At 37.9% G+C, this 21,609-nt stretch carries 16 protein-coding genes; 5 read left to right on the top strand and 11 right to left on the bottom strand.

From position 1 onward, the window contains the following. Positions 1-39: 39 nt before the first annotated feature. On the top strand, positions 40-642 hold the full coding sequence (locus tag KMW37_RS20150; RefSeq protein ID WP_215226444.1) for an IMPACT family protein: 603 nt from the start codon (positions 40-42) through the stop codon (positions 640-642). On the opposite strand, the gene KMW37_RS20145 is transcribed toward KMW37_RS20150, so the two are convergent. The 3 genes from KMW37_RS20145 to KMW37_RS20135 are packed head-to-tail and all read right to left on the bottom strand — an operon-like array spanning position 632 to position 3,887. After that, the gene (locus tag KMW37_RS20145; protein WP_215226443.1) at positions 632-1,237 is read right to left on the bottom strand and encodes a 3'-5' exonuclease; all 606 of its coding nucleotides are present in this window, start codon (positions 1,235-1,237) and stop codon (positions 632-634) included. The two genes, KMW37_RS20150 and KMW37_RS20145, sit on opposite strands and share 11 nt — an antisense overlap. After that, positions 1,234-2,715 carry a Na+/H+ antiporter NhaC gene (nhaC, locus tag KMW37_RS20140; protein ID WP_215226442.1) on the bottom strand — a complete coding sequence of 494 codons (1,482 nt, stop codon included), beginning with the start codon at positions 2,713-2,715 and terminating at the stop codon, positions 1,234-1,236. Before nhaC ends, KMW37_RS20145 begins: the two co-directional genes overlap by 4 nt. A 56-nt stretch (positions 2,716-2,771) precedes the next feature. Further along, on the bottom strand, positions 2,772-3,887 hold the full coding sequence (locus KMW37_RS20135; protein ID WP_215226441.1) for an NAD(P)/FAD-dependent oxidoreductase: 1,116 nt from the start codon (positions 3,885-3,887) through the stop codon (positions 2,772-2,774). 78 nt (positions 3,888-3,965) lie between these two features. On the opposite strand from KMW37_RS20135, the gene KMW37_RS20130 reads away from it, so the two are divergent. Both KMW37_RS20130 and KMW37_RS20125 read left to right on the top strand, forming a co-directional pair. After that, positions 3,966-4,460 carry an Mpo1 family 2-hydroxy fatty acid dioxygenase gene (locus KMW37_RS20130; RefSeq protein WP_215226440.1) on the top strand — a complete coding sequence of 165 codons (495 nt, stop codon included), beginning with the start codon at positions 3,966-3,968 and terminating at the stop codon, positions 4,458-4,460. 87 nt (positions 4,461-4,547) lie between these two features. Continuing rightward, complete coding sequence (locus KMW37_RS20125) at positions 4,548-6,569, top strand: cation:proton antiporter (RefSeq protein WP_215226439.1); 2,022 nt, start codon at positions 4,548-4,550, stop codon at positions 6,567-6,569. Between the two features lie 663 nt (positions 6,570-7,232). Here the strand turns inward: KMW37_RS20125 and KMW37_RS20120 are convergent. Beyond that, complete coding sequence (locus KMW37_RS20120) at positions 7,233-8,117, bottom strand: right-handed parallel beta-helix repeat-containing protein (RefSeq protein ID WP_215226438.1); 885 nt, start codon at positions 8,115-8,117, stop codon at positions 7,233-7,235. Between the two features lie 172 nt (positions 8,118-8,289). On the opposite strand from KMW37_RS20120, the gene KMW37_RS20115 reads away from it, so the two are divergent. Further along, positions 8,290-8,424 carry a TrkA C-terminal domain-containing protein gene (locus tag KMW37_RS20115; protein WP_215226437.1) on the top strand — a complete coding sequence of 45 codons (135 nt, stop codon included), beginning with the start codon at positions 8,290-8,292 and terminating at the stop codon, positions 8,422-8,424. On the opposite strand, the gene KMW37_RS20110 is transcribed toward KMW37_RS20115, so the two are convergent. Next, entirely contained in the window at positions 8,421-10,652 is a 2,232-nt protein-coding gene (locus KMW37_RS20110; protein ID WP_317195593.1) for a patatin-like phospholipase family protein, read from the bottom strand. The two genes, KMW37_RS20115 and KMW37_RS20110, sit on opposite strands and share 4 nt — an antisense overlap. A gap of 233 nt (positions 10,653-10,885) precedes the next feature. Here KMW37_RS20110 and KMW37_RS20105 point away from each other — a divergent pair, with 233 nt between their 5' ends. Beyond that, positions 10,886-11,572: a DUF4494 domain-containing protein gene (locus KMW37_RS20105; protein WP_215226435.1), complete on the top strand. Its 687-nt coding sequence runs from the start codon at positions 10,886-10,888 to the stop codon at positions 11,570-11,572. 86 nt (positions 11,573-11,658) lie between these two features. Here the strand turns inward: KMW37_RS20105 and KMW37_RS20100 are convergent, their stop codons facing one another. The 6 genes from KMW37_RS20100 to KMW37_RS20075 form a co-directional block, all read right to left on the bottom strand. Then, positions 11,659-13,113 carry a sulfatase gene (locus KMW37_RS20100; RefSeq protein WP_215226434.1) on the bottom strand — a complete coding sequence of 485 codons (1,455 nt, stop codon included), beginning with the start codon at positions 13,111-13,113 and terminating at the stop codon, positions 11,659-11,661. 53 nt (positions 13,114-13,166) lie between these two features. After that, positions 13,167-14,654, bottom strand: coding sequence for a RagB/SusD family nutrient uptake outer membrane protein (locus tag KMW37_RS20095; RefSeq protein WP_215226433.1), 1,488 nt, complete (start codon positions 14,652-14,654; stop codon positions 13,167-13,169). Positions 14,655-14,665: 11 nt separating this feature from the next. Next, complete coding sequence (locus KMW37_RS20090; RefSeq protein WP_215226432.1) at positions 14,666-18,085, bottom strand: TonB-dependent receptor; 3,420 nt, start codon at positions 18,083-18,085, stop codon at positions 14,666-14,668. 137 nt (positions 18,086-18,222) lie between these two features. Further along, positions 18,223-19,224: a FecR family protein gene (locus KMW37_RS20085; RefSeq protein WP_215226431.1), complete on the bottom strand. Its 1,002-nt coding sequence runs from the start codon at positions 19,222-19,224 to the stop codon at positions 18,223-18,225. A gap of 96 nt (positions 19,225-19,320) precedes the next feature. Continuing rightward, positions 19,321-19,893 (bottom strand): RNA polymerase sigma factor, encoded by a 573-nt coding sequence (locus KMW37_RS20080; protein WP_215226430.1) that lies wholly within the window; start codon positions 19,891-19,893, stop codon positions 19,321-19,323. Between the two features lie 127 nt (positions 19,894-20,020). Further along, on the bottom strand, positions 20,021-21,589 hold the full coding sequence (locus KMW37_RS20075) for a sulfatase family protein (protein ID WP_215226429.1): 1,569 nt from the start codon (positions 21,587-21,589) through the stop codon (positions 20,021-20,023). Between the last annotated feature and the right edge of the window lie 20 nt (positions 21,590-21,609).

Here is a 21,609-nt window from a genome sequence, read left to right as displayed (position 1 = left end):
TACTTTTGGCTGCTTGACGAAGATAGAGGATCAATAAATATGAAAGCAGAAGATACTTTTTTTACCCTGGAAGGGGAATCCGAGGGACTTTATAAGGAAAAAGGCAGTAAGTTTTTAGCTTTTGCCTACCCTGTCCAGGATGAAGAGGAAATCAAAGAAAATATTGAAGCTTTAAAAAAGAAATATTATGATGCTAGGCATCATTGCTATGCCTATATCCTAGGAAAGGATCAAGAACAGTTCCGCGCCAATGACGACGGGGAACCTAACCATTCTGCTGGTGACCCTATTCTCGGGCAATTAAGATCCAACAATCTGAGCAATGCACTGGTGGTGGTTGTTAGGTATTTTGGCGGCACTAAACTGGGTGTTGGAGGCCTTATCCATGCCTATAAAACAGCTGCTGCCGAGGCCATAACAAACGGTCAAATCATTACGGCCATAGTCAAGGAATCAGTCAAGTTTAATTTTGATTACCTGGACATGAACGATGTCATGAAACTGATCAAAGATTATGACCTGGAAATAAAAAAGCAGGAATTTGACAATACCTGCCTAATGCATCTTTCTATTAGAGCCTCCCTTTATGAAGAAGTTATGGAAAAATTAACCAATATCAATTCCGTTAAACTTACTGATTAGAAAACAACTCATCCAAATAGCCCTTTTTGTATAGTTCTTCGAAAATCTCAAGACATGCCCAAGCATCGGTTGCTGCATAAAGCTGCTGTTTTTTACTTAATTTCTCTGCCTCCCAATTGGAAACTTGCTCAGATTTTGAAATCCTAATATTCAGGACCATGGCGCTGAGATTTCTTACCCCTACATTATGAAAACCCACCTTTTTTAGTTCCTCATTCAAATCAAAGAAACTGGCTTGTTTAAAGGATGGATCCAACTTTTTCAAGGCTTTGATATCATCCCTCACAGCGGCACCGATTTTCACCCTGTTCGGATCTTCCAAGAGCGTCTTCACCTCATATGGAAATCCTACATGGTTTAAACGGAACAAAAAGGCCTTCTCAGGTGTAGATAATTGCAACAAGGAAACATCATATTTCACCCCTTTTCTAAAAGATGGGCGGGTTTCAGTATCGAAGCCAATCAACCTATATTTCCTAAGCTCTTCAATAGCTTCAGAAACAAGGTTCTCATCTTCAATAAGCACAATATCCCCCTCAAAATGTCCTAAGGGCAATTCATTCACTTGTTCTTTTGCAATTTTAAAAGGTATCATACAGCCAGTTCTTTTTGAATTTCTCTCATTTCTTCTTCTGTATAATAATTAATCCCCATTTTCAAATAGCCATATAATATGGTCATAAAGGGGCTAATTATATTAAAAAAACAATAAGGTGCATAAGTCATGGTTGCCACGCCCAAAACTGAAGCCTGCGTGGCTCCGCAGGTATTCCAAGGTACCAAAACGGAAGTTACTGTTGCGCTGTCCTCAAGCGTCCTGCTCAGATTCTCTCCCTTCAAACCTCTTTTCTTGTAAATATCTGCATACATCCTTCCTGGCACCAAAATGGCCAAGTATTGATCCGAGGTGGTAAGGTTAAAGAAAACGCAGGTAGCAGCAGTAGAGGCTATTAACGAGCCTAATGAATGCACCTTAGCAATCACTGCTTCTGCGATCACAATTAGCATTCCACTTTTCTCCATTATCCCTCCAAATATCATAGCACTGATGATCAACCAAATGGTATTCAACATTCCTGCCATACCTCCAGTGGATAAAAGATCATTAACCATCTCATTACTAGTTACAACACTAATATCTCCATAAAGTGCCATCATCACAGCCTTAAAAGACTGGTAAGCATAATCAGTACCTGCTTCATCTGCTATGGTCTGAATAATTTGCGGCTGGAAAATTACGGCAAAGACTCCGCCTAATAAAGCCCCAGCAAGAAGTGCTGGGACTGCAGGCACCTTTTTTACGATCATACCCAAAACCAATACTGGAACTATAAACAACCAACCGGAAATATTGAATTTATCAGAAATCACCTCAGAAATCCCCTTAACCTGATCTACCGACCCCTCTGCACTAATGGTATAGCCCATGACACCGAAGATCCCCAATGTGATCAAAATAGATGGAGTAGTCGTTTTGGTCATATGCCTGATATGGGTGAAAAGGTCTGTCCCAGCCATAGCCGGCGCAAGATTAGTCGTATCAGAAAGTGGAGACATTTTATCACCAAAATAAGCTCCAGAAATAATAGCTCCTGCTATAACTCCCTCCTCAAAACCAAGTGCTTTGCCTATCCCCAATAAGGCCACTCCAACAGTGGCAACTGTTGTCCAACTACTCCCTGTGGCAATAGAAACAATAGCACTTACCACACAGGCTGCTATTAAAAATATCCCGGGACTTAAGATCTGCAGTCCATAATAAATCATGGCCGGAACAATACCACTAAGCAACCATGTCCCTGCCAAAGCCCCAATCAAAAGTAAAATAAGTATGGAAGGCATCGCTGCTCCAATACTATTCACAATGCCTTCCTGGAGAGGTTCCCAGCCAATTTTTAGCCTGAGGATAGCCACCAAGCCAGCAACTGCAGATGAAATTATCAAGACCATTTGGTTGGAACCTGATAAGCTATCAGTTCCGAAAATTCGGATATTGATCACCAATAATAGTATCAGAAATATAATAGGGACTAAAGCCTCTCCCAAACTGGGCTTTCTTTGAAGATTGGTCATTGATATTGTATCAGAATAATATTAGAAAGTCAAAATTAACAAAAAATATGATTTTTTTAAGAGCCTAGGAGATTGGCAAGCTCCTTTCCTGCCTCCCATCCAATGGCAACTCCCATCCCTCCTAGTCGTACACCTACTGCAACCCGTGCATTAACCTGTTGTATAATAGGCCTTTTCATTTCACCAAAAGCCATTGCCCCAGACCACTCGCTTTCCCATACAAGGTCTTTCCCGGGAAAAACTATATTCTTTACTTGCTCTTCCAGATAGGCTTTAATGATACTGTTTATCCCACGTTCAGTGGTCATTTCTGTAACTTCATCCAAATTTCTTCCACCTCCTATCAGCAGTCTGCTGTCAACATTCCTAAAATAAACATATCCCTTATCCATATGGAAAGTACCTTCCCATGGAAACTCTGGGATAAATTCACTTACCATAATCATCCCTCTTCCAGGCTTTATGTCCAATCCTTCTACCAATTGGTTCACAAAGGCATTGGTACAAACAGCAAGCAACCTTCCCTGGAAAACAATGTCCTCATCATAAAAAGATTGAACATGGACTTTGCATGATTCTTCATCCAAGCTTTTTACCTCAGCACCTGTAAGAATATTTATATGCAATTCCCTGCACTTTTGCCAAAGGCATTTAAGGTACTTTGCTGGATCCAATTGGCCCTCATACCTGTTTTTCACTAAATGGGATATTTCCGGTCCAAAGCCAAAACTTTTTGGATTGGCCATTTCAAAGACTTCCCCTCCAAAAACAGTCCTAAGCATACTATTTACATAGTTCATTTTCTCCAGGCAGGATTCATCTTGGGGCCTTATAAGGTCAAAGCCTCCCGTTGAAACATAGTCCAATGCCTCGTCCCCAAAAACACTTCTGATATTTTTAAGTCCAAGCCTTCGCTTTACAACCAAATCAAAAACTGTTTCCTCTGAAGTCTTTTCTAAATCATCCAAAATTTCTGTAAGGCTTCCAAAACAAGCAAACCCTGCATTCCTGGTACTGGCTCCACTGGGGAAAACTCCCCTTTCCAACACCAAAACAGACCTACCAGGAAAATTCTCTTTATAATGGATCGCTGTAGATAAGCCTACAAAGCTCGCTCCAACAACCACTAAATCATAATTTATAAGGTTTTTCTTCTCCCAGTAACTTAACATATATGGATGGGTAAATTAATTTTTTGATTAAGATTCCTTAAATTAATAGAAAGTGTTAACCGTACCAAATTCTATACGATGCCCCAGACCACAACTAGAAAAATAGATCAATTACTTCAGGAATATGGAAGAAGTCACCAAAATCCAATTAACAAAAAAATACATTGGATATGCGTGCCAGCTATATTCTTCAGTATCGTGGGACTGATTTTTAGTATCCCTGTAGGTCCTATTGATTTTTTAATTGATTATCTTGGTCCTTTTGCCAACTGGGCCACCTTTGCTCTTATTCTTGTACTGTTTTATTACTATTCTTTATCTCCCCCCTTATCCTTGGGCATGTTTTTGTTCGTTTCTCTCTGTGTTTTTCTATGTAACCTGATCACCATAATATCTCCTATTCCACTTTGGGCAATCAGTATAACTATTTTTTTTGCATCTTGGATTTTTCAATTTTATGGACACAAAATCGAAGGTAAAAAACCATCATTTCTCAAAGACATTCAGTTCTTATTGATAGGTCCTGCTTGGTTGATGCATATGATTTACAAAAAATGGGGCTTTGCCTATTAATCTGAGAATATCTTCACTTTTTATGTAATTCATGGATGATGTTGTATTTTTAAAGCAGTAATCACTTAAGCTTTTATTTTACCATCAATGATTTATTCTTTATTAGCTGCCGCACAACTTCCAATGTTGCAGGACATCGTTATTATTTTCGGATTGGCAACACTGGTGATCTTGCTTTTCATGCGGTTGAAAGTGCCTACCATTATTGGTTTCTTATTTACTGGCGCTCTCGCAGGCCCTTATGGGCTTTCACTGGTAAATACCTCCACCACAGTAGATGTACTCAGTGAAATAGGTGTTATTCTCTTGCTGTTTGTCATAGGTATGGAATTTTCCCTAAAAAGCTTGATGTCTATAAAGAAAGCGGTGTTCATTGGAGGTTCTTTACAAGTAGGGCTTACCATCTTGGTCACAGCTCTATTGGCTAATCTTTTCGGTTTTGATTGGAATGTAGCCGTCTTTATTGGATTCCTTCTAGCCCTAAGTAGTACTGCCATCGTCTTAAAGTTATTACAGGAAGGAGGTCAGGTAAACAATCTATCTGGGAAAACTATTTTGGCCATTCTCATATTTCAGGACATCATAATCGTACCAATGATGTTATTGACTCCAATGCTAGCTGGCGAGTCAGAAAATATTGCCCTTTCTTTGTTACTTATGCTGTTCAAGGGTGCCTTGGTAGTTATCATCACCATCCTTTCTGCAAAATACTTGGTACCTAATCTATTGTATAGGATAGCAAGAACCAGAAACGAGGAGCTATTCCTATTAAGCATCATTGTAACCTGCTTTTCTGTAGCCTTTTTAACCTCCCTATTGGGACTTTCCTTGGGGCTGGGAGCCTTTTTGGCTGGCTTGATCATCTCTGAATCAGACTATAGGCACCACGCTACAGGAAAAATTCTTCCTTTCCGTGAGATCTTCCTTAGCTTTTTCTTTGTATCTGTAGGAATGTTATTTGATGTCAGTTTTCTCTTTCAGAATATACTGGTCATTTTAATCATAGTCCTAATGGTCTTCCTCTCTAAATTTATCATGACCACCATATCGGTCAAAGCACTAGGGATGAGTTTTAGGGAAGCTTTTATGGTCGCTTTTTCCATATTCCAAATTGGGGAATTCTCCTTGCTCTTGGCGAAAGTAGGTATGGAAAATGAACTTTTGGATGCAACTAACTACCAATACTTCTTGGCTGTTTCGATATTGACCATGGCCATCACGCCTTTTATATTGAACAATAGGGAAAAGCTTTCCTATAAGCTCGTCAACCTTCCTTTGCCAAAAAGCCTAAAAACCCATTTTGTACGAAGCACTGAAAGTATTTCCATGGCCAATATCGGCGGTGATGAATTGACTGATCATCTGGTCATCATAGGTTATGGACTTAATGGACGAAACCTTTCCAAAGCAGCAAAAAGGGCAAACATTCCTTATGCCATCATAGAAATGAACCCTGAAACAGTTAAGGTCGAGGCTGAAAAAGGAGAGCCAATTATCTTTGGTAATGCTTCCAATGAAACAGTCTTAAAACATGTTAATATTCACCGAGCAAGGGTAATAGTAATTGCCATATCCAACAGTGATGCCACAAAAAACATTATTGCCGCCATACGTCAATTAAGCCAAAACGCTTCGATTATTGTCAGAACCAGGTATGTAAATGAAATCTCCGACAACCTGTCCATGGGTGCCAATGAAGTCATTCCTGAAGAGTTTGAAACTTCCATTGAAATTTTCACTCGCGTATTAAACAAATACCTGATTGCCAAAGATGAAATAGAAGACTTTACTGAAGAAGTGAGGTCGGATAATTATGCGATGTTTAGGTCTCCTTTGACGAAAGGAAGGGATAGATTAAATATCGATCTTCCTGAAATTAATTTTGTCAGCCTCAGAGTAGGCAGAGATTCAGGCACCTATATAAATGAGCCTTTAAAAAAGGCCAAGATAAGGGAAAACCTCGGAGTAAATTTGGTGGCCATAAAAAGAGACGGTAAGACCAGCTCAAAAATAGATGGTGACACCAAGCTTCAATTGGGGGATGTCGTTTATGTAGTAGGGAAGCCTGATGCGCTCAACCAATTCGAAATGGAAGTCAAGGAAAAATAATGAACAAAGCCAGGCCATTTAATATTCCTTGAAAATGGTCTGGAGTTCTTTCAAAGTATTCCTGTTCTGGGCACTACCTATACAGTCAATGATATCCTTCTCCTGACTTCGACACTGGGACACCTAAAACCAACACTAAAAACCTTAAACATCTAATTATCAAAAAGACATTAATAAATAGGATTCATGACTGTGGAAGTCAGGAGCAATAACCTTTTGTGGATTTGAGGTTTCTTCCGGTAAAGGATTCCAAAAGTAACCAAGGGTAAAAACATCGCTGCTAAAGTGAAATTCTCAACAATTTCGGATATGGCAGTTTCTTATGTATTTGTACTTTCTTTGCCTGTATTAGGAATGATTGGATTGTGAATAAAAGTACCCATCCCAATGCAAATTCTCCATGAAATATAAATAGCAAATGGAGCTAAAAATTCATTTTTGCTGTAGGGAATCAAAAGTGATTTTGGAAAGTCAATAAGTATGTCCAAAATCACAATCAATCCCATCATAGGGACAAATGAAAGGTTATTTTTCAACCTAAGCAATTCAAGAGTACATTACAAATGAAATGAGCATAAACCCCACTACAAATTCTAATATAAATTCTCTATTTTTTTATTCTAAGCTGCGGAAATGTGGAATAAAGGATAACCTCGAGTTTAATTAGTTGACAGTTTTATTCCCTTGAACTAATGTGGTACCGCATTCCTCTTCTTCTGGAATTTCATCTGGTTTGCTGTCAATGATTCTAATGTCGTCCGGTATATTTTCGATATAGTTATTTAAGATGTAATTGTTGTTGCAATCTGCATCATTTTCATATTCTATAAATGGAGGTAAAAACATATTAAAAGGCGCAACTAATATTGCATTGTGGACTTCACCATCTAACGGGACTTTTTCTGGTTCTCTTGAATAAAATTGATTCCCCTCTACTGTTACATTTCCCCCATTTATGGTGAGTCCATGATAATTGTCAATAAAAATATTGTTTGAGACCTTGGAAGGTTTATGACTGACTCCTGTAGCCCTTAAACCAGTTGAGTTATACCTAAATGTATTGCTTTCTATAATATGTCCTCCATATGATTCAGTTTTCATATTAAGTCCCGAATCAAATTCTTCCATGTCCGCCGGTATACAACAGCCTATATAGATTCCATGCCATGTATATTCAAAAATAAAGTTCCTAATCGTTAGCGAATCTGCAATTAGTTGAAAACCTCCGCATTCGATAACTGATTGTGCATGTTCTATGAAACCATCGGGTTCACACCCCCGGATAACGGTTCCTTTCTCATCACCGAGTAAAATGATTTCAGGAACATCAATATCAATAACTGGGCCTATTCGATAGGTACCTGCAGCAAATAATATGACATCCCCAGGTTTAGATTGTTTGAGTTTGGAGGTAATATGTTCTCTGTCCTGTTCGAATAATCCAGTAGGAGGATCTACATAAATCGTGTCTCCAAAATGGATGTTATTTGAAAGATCGAATTTGAAATTGGAAGCCCTTTGATTGGTATATTCTAAAGATAATGACATCAATAAACCAAAGAATAGAAAAACAAAATAATTCATAGTATTAAAAATTAGAATTGATAAAAATGAATATAACAAAACATTACACAAAACAGAATTAAATCTTAGGTCACTAACTATCAATTATTTATTTAAAAACAGGGCTAACGAATGTCGAAGTCAGGAAAGAGACGGTATGACCAGCTCAAAAATAGATGGTGACACCAAGCTTCAATTGGGAGATGTGGTTTATGTAGTAGGGAAGCCTGATGCGCTCAACCAATTCGAAAGGAAGTCAAGGAAAAATAAGGAACAAAGCCAGGCCATTTAATATTCCTTGAAAATGGTCTGGAGTTCTTTCAAAGCATTCCTGTTCTGGGCACTGCCTATACAGTCAATGATATCCTTCTTTTCTCTTGAAGTCAACCTCCAGTTTAGCGATGCCCGCTGAATTTCCAGCTCTTTTAGGGTCACATCATCACCAAGTCCATTTTCTTCTTTGGCTTCCAGGTAATCCTTGGAAGAATATTCAAACTCCACCCGATCAAGATCAAAAAGCACACTTTCCTTCATATAATTAAAAAGGGTTTCATTATTTAAGGTCTGCACATTGTCCCAATTGATATAGATATTTTTGAGAGGAGTAACCAATTTTTGAAAAATGGTAGGCGGAGTTTTCTGTTCAATTTCAAGTACTTTTTCAGAATCCCTAATAGTAATCATTAATACTCCAGAAGTGTTTTCTGCAATCCAATCCTCAAAAACATTAAGAAAACGCATGGCATCACTTATGCCAAAATTGTCCGATAATCCTGAGTCCATTATTTCCATTAAGGGATCTGAAGGAAGTTGGATATTAGGGGTGATAAATGGAAAAGTAGCTCCCATTCTCAAGGCACTAATAAACCTTAAATCTTCCGCATCCTGCTCCCTGAAAAACCTCAAAAAATCGATGGACTGACTTTTCTCATCCTTATCCACTAATCTATTGATAAAAGTCCCCATATAACTCATGGAATGTGGAGACACGAATAACTTTCTGCCATCATTTACAATCAACGGTGTGATGGGCAACATAGGAATCAAGGCCTCTCTTTCAGGCTCTTCATAGGCCTTAAGGGGTTTGTCCAAAATACCTTTAGTATTAATATTCAGCTGGTTTTCAAAAGCAAATCCCCGGTCTTGCAAATAATTCCTTCCATTATATTCTACCTTTTGGTTTCGGATCAATAAGTCATTGACCATTAATGTAAAAATTATAGGGTTTAGATTATCTGCTGAAATTTGATTACGGTATATTTCATCACTTAGATCAATGTTTTCTCCCTGCATATACCTGAGATAAAGTTCCCTAAAAAAAGCGGCGCCAACTACCCCACCTGAAGCTCCGGTAAATAATCTGGTGTGCTTCATAAACTTACCATCTGTCACCAGATGGATTTGCTGCAAAACATGCAAGGTCCATAAAGCAGCTCGCTGCCCTCCTCCACTGCAGGTAATCAACACCATCTTTGGTTTTTCCTCAGCAGGGAATTGTTTCCTCCAATTATCTAAAATTTGAATGGTGTTCAGCTTGTCTTTTTGCACTGTATCTGGATGTACCAAACTGTCCAATCGATTAAGATTATAGACAGCTGGTTGTGCACTGTAATCCATCCCCAAAGCCGAATGAGGCCTGTTCATGATCTCCGTTTTGGAAGCACTATTAAAAACTATAAAAATAGCTATGGCAGCAAAAGTGGACCAACTTCTCAACCAAAAGGTAACGGCACCAACCAACAAAGTCAAAATAGAAAACATCAACATCACGCTCATCCCTGCAGGAAACTGTAAGAGTTCATTGTCCCTAAAAAATCCGAGAATCAAAATGACAGCCACCAAGCCAATTTCAATAATAAATAAATTAAGGTGGTTCTGGTCAAAAACCTTCAATAACATATTCCCTTCAAACCTTGATAAATCAGGCCTTACTTCCTTGAATCTAAGATCAATATCAAAATAGGTCCCCACAGAATCCAGGGCCCTTTTGCGGTCCTTATATCGTTTGATCACATTGGCCCGGGAAACCTTAGACTTTCTCAACGTCTTGTCCAATGTATCGGTAAACATCAAAAAAAAGTTCTTATTGGTCAAAGCAAAATAGGCAAACAAAAACAGGTAGGTCAGCAAACTACCAATCAACAAGCCGATAATGTATCTAAAAATCTCCCAACTGCTATCTAACTCATTGTCCAGCTGAAAATTAATAATGTTAATGATATATACTATGTATGCTATGAGCGGTATGAGGCTATTATTGATGCAAAACCTTATAAATGGACGCGAAAGAACTGCTAAGAATTTAAATCTAGCTGCATCCATTATATAGGTGGTCATATGAAAGGCCATGGTAAAAATAGCCAAACCAATTCCCATCAAAAAAAATCCAATCCAAGAAACTTCATTGAGGTATTCAGGATCCAAAAAAAGATAAGGAATCCCCAACACCTTACCGAAATTATTAGAAAGAACCAGAATCAACAGCCCCCAAATTGCCACCAATGCAATATTTTTTTTCAAATGGAGTATAAGCAATTGAACTGGGAAGCTATGCAAAATGCTATTCCACATAAATTGTATTTTTGTAATAGTTAATATACACTTTTTGGCGGCTTATCGGTAAGGATTACCTGAAAAAGAATCTCAGCCATTGGACCTTTTATTCATTGATTTAACGAATATTAAAAATTTATATTTGGGCTTTCTACAATAGGTATTACCTTAGTCATCCGAAAAGTCTAAAGAGGAAAAATATGAGAATTTGGTTTTTGTGTAAAGTAAAATATGCCAAGGAAAATGAGCAAGGATTGCTAAAGAATGTAAATGAGCAATATCTTATCGATGCTGTTTCCTTTACTGAAGCTGAGGCAAGAATTTATGACATGCTAGGCAGCGTGATTAGAGGGGATTTTCAAGTAACCAACATCAGTAAAAGCAATATTGTTGATGTATTTTTCTATGAGGATATTGATATCTGGCATAAGTGTAAAATCACCTATGTTGTTACAGATGCGGATAGTGGTAAGGAGAAAAAGGTTACCCAATACATGTTGGTTTCGGCACATGATGTGAAAGAAGCCTATGACAGGATTCACGAAAGCCTCAGCAATATGCTAGTCAGCTTTAGGGTACCTGATATCAACGAAAGCCCTATTGTAGAAATCTTCCCTTATGAAAGTGAAGATGAAGAATTGCTTCCTCCCCCACCTTCCAACCTTAAACCTGTCAGTGAGGTAAGGGCTGATCAGGCAAGAAGGGAAGAAGCAAGAGCTGCCAATGCTCCCGTAAATACTCAAGAAGAAGAGGAAGAAGATGTAATTGCTGAAGACAATTATGAAGAATCTTTTGAGTCAGAGGAAGAAGAGCCAATTGACCAAACGGATGAAGAGCAATTCGAAGATGAGGAATTGGCTTCTGAATCTGAAGAGGAAGATAAATAAAAATCCAATATGCTCCTGTTTTGGGGTATTATCAATAAAAAGGGGCTAAAAAGCCCCTTTTTATTTTAATAACAAATACTTTTGCTTCATTTTTTAACAGGCATTTTTGCTTTGGCATGAATAAGCCATTCCTCTAATTTTAGCTCCAATTCTTTGGCCAATTCAGGATTTTCTGAGATCAAATTTTTATTTTCTCCCAAATCTTTTTTCAAATCGTATAATTCTCCCTGACTACCATCATGGTATTTGATTAGTTTAAAATCACCAGATCTAATGATGGAATATGGCACAACATCCTCACCCCTGTAATGAGGAAAATGCCAAAACAAATCCCTTTTATATTCCTCCTCGGGATGGCTTATCACTGTCGAAATATCTTTACCATCCCATTTACTTTCATCTACGCTCCCGTCAACAAATCTCAAAACAGTAGGTAAAATATCCATCGTTATAATAGGTGATTTGGAAACCTTACCAGCTGGCACTTTACCTGGCCATCTCATAATGGTAGGGACCCTGATTCCACCTTCATAAGGATAACCTTTTTGAGATCTCAGTGGCGAATTGTTGGTTACTGGATGTTGAGGATTCCCCATCAAGCCACCATTATCAGAAGTAAATATCAGCAAGGTATTATCAGTCAATCCCAAGCTATCCAGGGCTTGCATGATTTTCCCAACATTATCATCCAGGCTTTCCACCATGGCTGCATAAACTGCATTTCCCTGTTTTCCTCTTTGTAATGAATCATATTTATCAACTAACTCGTCCTTTCCCATTAAAGGCGTATGAACGGTATAACTTGCCCACTGAAGAAAAAATTTGTTTTTCTTATTTTCGGCAATAAATTTCACTGCCTCATCCCCTTCCCTATCCGTCAGGTATTCGCCTTCTTTACGAGCAGGCAAATTAGGAATGATGTATTCTTTATTTCCATTGAAAGGCTCATAAGGGTCAAAATAACTAGGCGGTTGTCCCAAATCACAACCTCCAATATTTACATCAAAACCCTGGTTTTCGGGAAAATACTCCTCTGGGCCCAAATGCCATTTACCAATATGGCCTGTTCGATAACCTCGTTCTTTAAGCAATTCAGCTATGGTAATTTCAGTCAGAGGCATATAAAGGTAATTTTTAGGAGTTTTCAAGGGAAGATCTCCATTTTCATCATAACCTTGAGGGTTACTTCCATCCTGAGGAATAATTCCACCCTGAAACTTGGCCCTTATCCAATCAGTGATGCCAATTCTAGCAGGATGTTTACCTGTTAACATTGCAGCTCGTGTAGGTGAGCATATCGCCGCTGCTGCATAGGAATTGGTAAACTTCACTCCCTGATCAGCCAACTTATCAATATTGGGAGTTTTATAATAATCACTACCAAAAGCTCCTACATCTGTCCAGCCCAGATCATCAACATGTATAATTATAATATTCAGCTCTTCAGATATATTCCGTTTCTGATAGCTGCTGTTCCTTTTCTCGCTACAAGAGATCAAGCAAGCAAAAAAAGGAATTATCAATAATAAATTCTTTCTCATTTCTTTTTTTAAAAAAGGTCGATGAAAATTCACCGACCTCAATTTAACTCCTATTAATAACCTGAATTTTGTTCCAGGTTAGGGTTTGTATCTATTTGCTGCAATGGAATGGGATATAAAACTTGATGTGGTTCAGCATTATAGCCTCTTGATATAGCACTTGAGATAAACTTCCCATGTCTAATAAGATCTTCTCTCCTTAACCCCTCACTATAAAATTCTCTTCCGCGTTCTTCTAGGATAAAATCCCTCAAAGCTTCAGTGGATGGATAATCAGCCATTGAAATTTCAGAAACATTAGCCCTTCGTCTCACTTCATTGATCAAGTCAATAGATTCACTATTTGGTCCATTAAGTTCATTCAAAGATTCTGCTCTACTAAGCAAAACATCAGCATAACGAATATAAACGATATCATTCCCATGAGATTCTCCTACACCATCAGGGTCAGGCCAATATTTGAAGCTTCTGACATCATCCAAAGGATTGCCACTTTCATCCTCTACTAGCTCCACAAAATTCCCACTTGTATTAGTATATTCCGTTACAAAAAGATTTCTCCTCAAATCTTGCTCTTCAAAGGTTTTGTAGAAAGCAGTGTATGTTCTGAATTGCGCACCATAATTAGCCCAAGAACTTAATACAGGATATCCTGGAGGGAACGCATGGGCCATATAATTATTTTGATAGCCACTCTGCGGCAAGCATGGAGCTCGGAAAATATATTCCTTATTCCCTTCACCATTGACGGAAAATAATTCCTCATAATCATCATATAGGGCATAATAACCCAAATCTATAATCTGCTGGGCTGTTGACGCTGCCATTTGCCAGTTTTTATCATTAAGATAAAGTTTCATCAAATAGCCCAGCGCTGCCCCTTTTGTAGCCCTGCCAATCAAAGTTTCCTCAGTAGGTAAATTGTCGGCGGCAAAGCTTAAATCAGCAATCACATAATCAAAGAATTCTTCTTTGGTAGCTCTTGGTGTACTCTGTCCGATTTCCTCTATTTCATCCGGAGAAGCTCCTTCAGGAATTTCAATTATGGGAGTTGGACCGAACATATTGTACAGATAATAATAGGCTGATGCGCGAATAAACCTGGCCTCTCCCTTAATTGCATTTAGATTGTCCTCAGGTAAGTCTGTAAGGCTATTGGCAACAATCAACACTGTATTTGCACTTGCAATAGCAGCATACATTTTGTTCCACTGTCCATTCAATATATTATTATTAATCGGCCAGTTAAACTGGATAAATGGGGCAGCTACTCGTTCCAAGCCTCCTCCAGTTTCAAAAGAAACATCCGTACAGAACTCGTTGAGCAAATACGTATAATTCCTATGATCATAGGCTATAATCCTGGATCTGTTATATGCCCCCGTCAGCAAAGCATCTACCCCAGAGGGATCCTTCAAAAAGGAGTCTGGGTCATATTGTGTATATACTTTTTCTTCAAGAAAATCCAAGCAGGAAGTAGTGCTAAATAATAGAACTAAAGCAAGGATTCCGTTTATATATTTATTGTTAAGCGTCTTCATCGTTCTTTTATTTAAAAGGTTACATTCAGTCCAAAACGTACAGTCCTGCTCAATGGATAACTGTTATAATTAACTTTAGAAACGCTGCTCGTACCTGTAGCACTCGCATCCGGATCAAATCCTTCAAAATCTGTGATGGTTAACAAATTATCAGCGGCTACATAAGCATTGATATTATTGAATACCTTTTTGTTTTTAACAGGGAAATTATAACCTAAAGTCACCGTCTTTAGCCTAAAGAATGAAGCATCCTGTACTGTGATTGAATTGATGATATAATCCCCGCCATAAGCTGTTGGATTTACACCACTTGGGTATTCGTTGGTAGGATTATTAGGCGTCCATCTGTTTAATAGGTATTTTGAAATCCTGTTTCTATACTCATTTGTCGGGTACAAAGACTCTGTAACATTGGCATCAAGGGTTTCAATACCGTTTACCCATTGCATAAAAATATCCAAGGACAGATTTTTATAATTTAATGTATTGCTAAAGCCAAGGGTTAGATCAGGAAATGGATCACCCAAAACAACCCTATCATTTAAGTCAATTACATTATCTCCATTTTGGTCCTTGAACTTGATATGTCCAGGCTCAGCATTTGGCTGTGCTGAATTCTCAATATCATCACCCGTTTGAAATATACCTTCTGTTTCAAATCCATAGAAAGAACGCATGGCTACACCTTCCCGAACAAGCAAATAATTACTGATAAATGTCCCAATATTTCCAGAGACAATTTCTGGAATAAAATCAGGCAATTTTGTGACCTCGTTTTTCAAAAGGGAAAAATTCAGCGTAGAGGTCCATTTGAAATCAGGATTTTGGATATTCACAGAGTTGATTAAGAAATCCAATCCAGAGTTTCTAGCTTCACCGAAGTTCACCAAAATATCAGTAAAACCTACTACCGATGGTATTGGCTTTCTAAAGATCTGGTCCTTGGTATTTCTGATATAATAATCAATTGAACCATAAATACGGTCTTCAGCAAATCCATAATCCAGTCCAAAATTGATCTCCTCTGTCGTTTCCCACTTTAAGTTAGGATTAGGCAATCTGGCGGGTACGACTCCTTGATAAATAGCATCTCCAAATACTGCACTTCCGCCGGCTACTAAAGTCTGAATGGTACTGAAATTATCGATTCCCTGATTTCCCAATTGACCATATCCTAGCCTCAATTTAGCTGTACTGAGGGTATTGTTAATAGGCTGAAAGAAAGGTTCATCTGAAATTCTCCAAGCAAATGCTCCAGAAGGGAAAAATGCATATTTATTTTCATCAGAGAATCTTGATGTTCCATCTGCCCTGAATGAAGCTGTCAACAAATATCTTCCTTTATAATCATAATTCAGTCTTCCTAAAAAACCATTTAATCGGTTCCTACTTCTGGAAGAACTCACATTATCTCCTTCGTCACCATCACCACTTTGCAATAAATCCGCATTAGTTACATCGGACAGAAAACTTCGTGAACTTGCGCTCACTCCCACCGTCATAAACTCCTCAAAAGTAGCACCTCCCAAAATATTAAGATGATGATCATTATTGAATTCCTTATCATATCTCACCAAGAATTCCGCTAACCACTGAACATAATCAGAGGCAGACCTTGAACCTAATCCCCCATTACTTTGACCGCTAAGGGTAGACCTGTCCTTGTATGAAGAACTCATTGATCCCACTGTCGTTCCTCCCAAACGAACAGAGCCTACCAAACCTTTTAATGGTTCAATCTCTGTAGTAAAGGTTCCATAAAATCTATTTCTGAGACTTTCATCAGTAACTCCATTTATAAGTGCTTCTGGATTGTCCAAAGAAATAAAATCATTTCGGTAATACATTCCATTTTCATCTAAGCCAGAAGGCAAAGAAGGATCAAACTGAATTGAACCGTTTATGGGGCCTGCGTTTTCATTGGCTGAATTGGAAAAAAGTATTTCATTCTGGGCTGATCGGGTATAGTTCAGGTTAAACTTAAATCGTAAGAAATCTTTTGGTCTAAAGTCTACATTGGTTCGCAAATTCAACTTTTTGAAATCAGAATTTTTTACCAATCCTTGCTGATTGAAGTAGTTCAAACCTGCATAGTAAGTGCTTTTATCAGAGCCACCTGACATCGAAAGTTGGTGATTTTGCACAGGAGCACTGTTCCTGAAAATAATATCCTGCCAATTGGTTCCTACTCCTACTTGGTTAATTTCTTCCTGTGTATATATAGGATTCCCGCCACCTTCTTCTCTAATAGCATTCAAGGTTTCCATATATTCTCTCCCATTCAGCACATCAATTTGCTTGGCTACTGACTGTACACCATAATAGGTGTTGTATTTAAGTACCGGCTCTCCTTTTTTACCACTTTTGGTAGTGATCAAAACGACACCATTAGCCGCCCGTGTACCATAAATGGCTGCAGAAGATGCGTCCTTAAGGACCTCTATTGACTCGATATCATCTGGACTCAGATCTTGAGGATTGACTCCTGGAAGGCCATCTACAACTACCAGAGCATTATTATCACCATTAATTGATCCTGCTCCCCGAATTTGAATTTTAGTTTGGGCTCCTGGCGCAGAATTGGGTTGACTGATGTTTACTCCTGGTGCACGGCCGTTCAATAATTGAAGCGCATTTGAATTGGCTCCCTGAGTAAAGTTTTCTTCTGATAGGGAAACCACAGAACCAGTTAGATCGCTTTTTTTCTGTACACCATAGCCAACAACGACTATCTCATTCATGCTGCTCAATAATTCTTCAAGCACAATATTGATTTCAGTCCTGTTTCCTACCGTCTGTCTTACGGTTTTATAACCTATAAAAGAAAACTCAAGAACTGCAGCATCATTTTCAACCTCAACTTGATAGCTTCCATCCAAATCTGTAACTGTCCCAGTTTGTGTACCTACAACTAATACGTTTACTCCGGGCACACCCTCGGGTTCTGCTTCAGAAGTCACACGTCCTCTAACTATCTTTACGATCTTTTCTTCCGATAATTTCTTATTAGTATCAACTCTCGCTACTAAAACATCAGGGGTTATGACAATGCTATTTTCTATTTTTTTATACTGGAGACCTGTATCTTTAAGCAAGATATCCAAAGTGTTTTTTAAGCTTCTTTTTGCCTTGGAAAGGCTGACATTCTTAAAAGACTTAACATGTTCTAGCTTATATGAAAACTTATATGGTGTATGGGTCTCTATTTTCCTAAAAGCAGAAACCAATGATTCTTCATGAATCTCTACACTTATATAAACATCATTTAGATCTGGCAGCTGATCCTTGGCAATTGATGGAATAATGGTTGCCATAAAAGCTATTCCAAATAAAACACTACTCAGCTTTCTACGATATCCCACCCTATCACTGGATGAGAAAAAGCTTTTTTTAAAAAGGGCATTAATTGCCCCAAGTAAAGATATTTTCATAATTTTGACTTGGATTAAGTAATTGTTAATTAACTGAATCTACAACCTCCCATCAGGAGGTTTTGCTGTTTCGGTGGCCGCCGAAACAGCATTCTTTTTTGATATGTTACATAGGCTAAGGCTAGGTTATTTATCACTTATATACATTTTTTACCATTGAAATAAATCGTATTTCCTTCTGTTCTATAATCTATACCATTTAAGGTGCTCAAAACTTCCAGGATATGATCTAAGTCTTCTCCCACATCAAATTTTGAAGTAAACCTGCATTTTCCTAATGAGGGATTGTCAAACTTAAAATCCTTGCCATATTCCATTTTAAGGGTAACAATGGCTTCTGAGAATGTTACATTTTCAAAAACCAAATCACCCCCTATCCATGAAGCAAGTGATGAAGCATCAACCTCCTGAAAGGTAAAATCTTGATTTTCTTCGCTATAATGTATTTGTTGATTAGGGGTAATAGAGGCAAATTGGGCTCCTAATTTCCCCACGGCAACCCTCCCAGTTTTGACAGTTACCTTTACTCCATTGTCTTCACTATAAGCCCTTACATTAAAAGAAGTACCTAGCACCCTAGTATTAATACCATCACTTTGGACCGTAAAAGGACGGGCCTCATCTCTTTTGACATCAAAAAATGCTTCCCCTACCAATTCCACATCCCTAGATTGAAAATCATTTTGGTAAGAAATTTTAGAACCAGCATTAAGCCAAACCTCGCTACCGTCGGGCAAAGTCAGGTATTTCCTTTCGCCAATATCAGCTTTGACTTCTGTCCATAGGACATTATCGCTTTCAGGAGCTTCCTTCAACAGAAACCAACCTGTTAATAGGATAATCAAAAAGACCGCAGCGGCTCCCCACCATTTCCATAAGGTTTCTATCCTATTATTCTTGGAAACACGCAAATGAGCTGCTTTATTATTATAAATCCTTTTAAACAGCTTCTCTTGATTTTCAGTATCTATTCCAGAAAACACCTCATCTTCGTACCAAGCTTCATGCATGCTGCTCTCCAACAAATCCTCATTTCCAGGTTTGCTGATCTCTTCAAAAAGTTCATCTATCTCCTCATTAGTAGATTGATTGGATAGATATTTCTCAATTAACTTTATTACTTTTTCTTTCCTTTCCAAGGTAAAAATTCTTGTTTATATAGGGATGACGTCTCGTAAGCTTGAAGAGGACTAGTAAAGTCGAAAAAAATTATTGTTTATTTTAAAAATTGATAATCACATCATAAAACAATCTATCAAAATCAAATATATGGAATGCTCCGTCAGCTTCCTCAAAACCTTTATGGCCTCTACCATATGATTTCTGACTGTGTTTTTTGATATTTTCAATTCATGAGCTATATCTTCATAACTCAATCCCTTAGTTCTGCTCAGTTCAAAAACGACTTTTTGTTGAGGTGAAAGATTTTCCTTTATCTTTTCCAAAAAGCCCATATTGTCATATTCCAAAAATGGATTTACAGATGGCTCCATTTTACTTTTAACTTGGTCAAGCAACTTTTGATTTCTGGAAATCTTCCGAATATTATCTATACATTTCCTTCGGACAATCTGAAAAAGGTAGGCTTCAAAATCATCTATAACAGCCATCTTCTTTCTTTCTTGCCAGATTTTTATAAATACCTCCTGTGTAACATCTTGGGCCAGATCCTCCAACTTTAAAAATTTGAAAGCAAACCCATAAATCCGCTTACTATATTTATCAAAAAACAATCTAAAGGCATGTTCATCCCCAGAAATTAATCCAAGGATCCATTTATTTTCAGTATTATTTTGGGCTAAGGGCAATGTTCAAAAACTTACTATTAATGATCAAATCATAAGTAATTAACAAAATATAAATTATATATCCATTTTATTCATTTATTAATCCCATAAATTTCTTTTATCTCTTTTACAGACTTCCTCTGCCATTCTATTCAAAATCACTCTCATTCACCCAAACTGTTTCTATTTTTTCTCCTTCATTTAAATAACGGTCATAAAATCCCCTATGCTCATCTGCGGAGTATGGATATTCGTCAAAAATATTTCCATTACCGAACATCCTAGGATCTCCTTGCTCATTTAATTTTTTCAAAAGCTCTTCTTTAAGGAACTGAGCTATTTTGTCATCCTCCTCTGATCCTATGAGATTATTGATACAAAATGGATCTTTCTTGATATTATATAACTCTTCTGAAGGTCTTAAGCCAAAACTCCACTGATAAAACTTTTCATATCCTGGTACATTCTTATAGTTTAGAATAAATGTTTTGGTTGGACTTCCATCAGTTGTAAGATATCCAGTTTCTGGGTTGCCATGTGGCCAACGTTTCGGCTTAAAATTTATCAAAAACAAATAATCATTTTTTATAATAGCCCTTACCGGATATCCTTGATCATCGGGCCTACCTACATCATGTCTTTCTTTTCCCAGTAAGACAAAATCCCTATTAGGATAATCACCCCTATTATCCTTAGATTGAAGGATTGGCACAAGACTTTTTCCCGTTATGGGCATCATAAGATCTTTTGGATCCACTTCAGCCAACTCTAAAAAGGTGGGAGCAAAATCAATAAAACTCACAAAGTCATCAACCTTTCTATTCGTCATTTTTATCCCATCTTTCCACATAATGGCCAGAGGCATATGATTGGAAATCTCATAAGTAGCACCTTTTACTCTTGGGAAAGGCATACCATTATCCGAGGTCACTACTATAATTGTATTATCCAATTCTCCAGCCTCTTCTAATATTGTCAAAACTTTTTCCAATTGATTATCAAAGTACTCCACTTCAAAAGCATAATCCAGCATATCCACACGTACCGAATCTACATCAGGCCAAAAGTGCGGCACCTCAGTAATGGAATCGATGGTCTTTCCGCCTTTATCAATCCCTGATTTAAATGCATAGCCTCTATGCGGTTCATTACTTCCCATCCAAAAACAAAAAGGCTCATCTTTAAGCTTATCATTTAAAAAATCTTCAAAATTTGCTGCATAGTCCTCATTAGAAATGAAGGCTGTAGGTGGTGTTAGTTTATGAGAACCATAATAATCGCCCGTAAGCATCCTAGGTTGTCCATCTTTTGTCCCTGGGTTTCCTGGCGCCCACCCTTTACCTGTATAGCCGACATGATACCCTGACATTTTCAAAGCTTCCGGAAAAGTTGTGAATTTTTCTGGAAAGTTAGGACTATGATTTGCTGCTTCTTCCAGCTGCCAGCTATTTCTTCCTGTCAAAACACAGCTCCTTGAAGGAGAACATTTCGCATTTGGAGTATAAGCGCGGTTAAACAAAACCCCTTCTTTTGCCACTCTATCAAATGCCGGAGTTTGAATCCAATCACAACCATAAGCACTCATGTGAGGATAGGAAGCATCGTCTGCCAAAATAAATAATATATTTGGGCGTCTTGACTTCATCCCTTTTTCTTGAGATGAACCACAGGCATTTAAAGTAATAATAATGCTGATAAAAATAAGCCTAGCTTTCATTCCTATTTCAGTTTTTTGTA

Origin of the sequence: Echinicola shivajiensis (genome assembly GCF_018642165.1) — a bacterium.
Taxonomy (GTDB): Bacteria; Bacteroidota; Bacteroidia; order Cytophagales; family Cyclobacteriaceae; genus Echinicola; species Echinicola shivajiensis.
The sequence above is the reverse complement of the archived record's forward strand: the minus strand, read 5'-3'. Positions and strand labels throughout refer to the sequence as shown.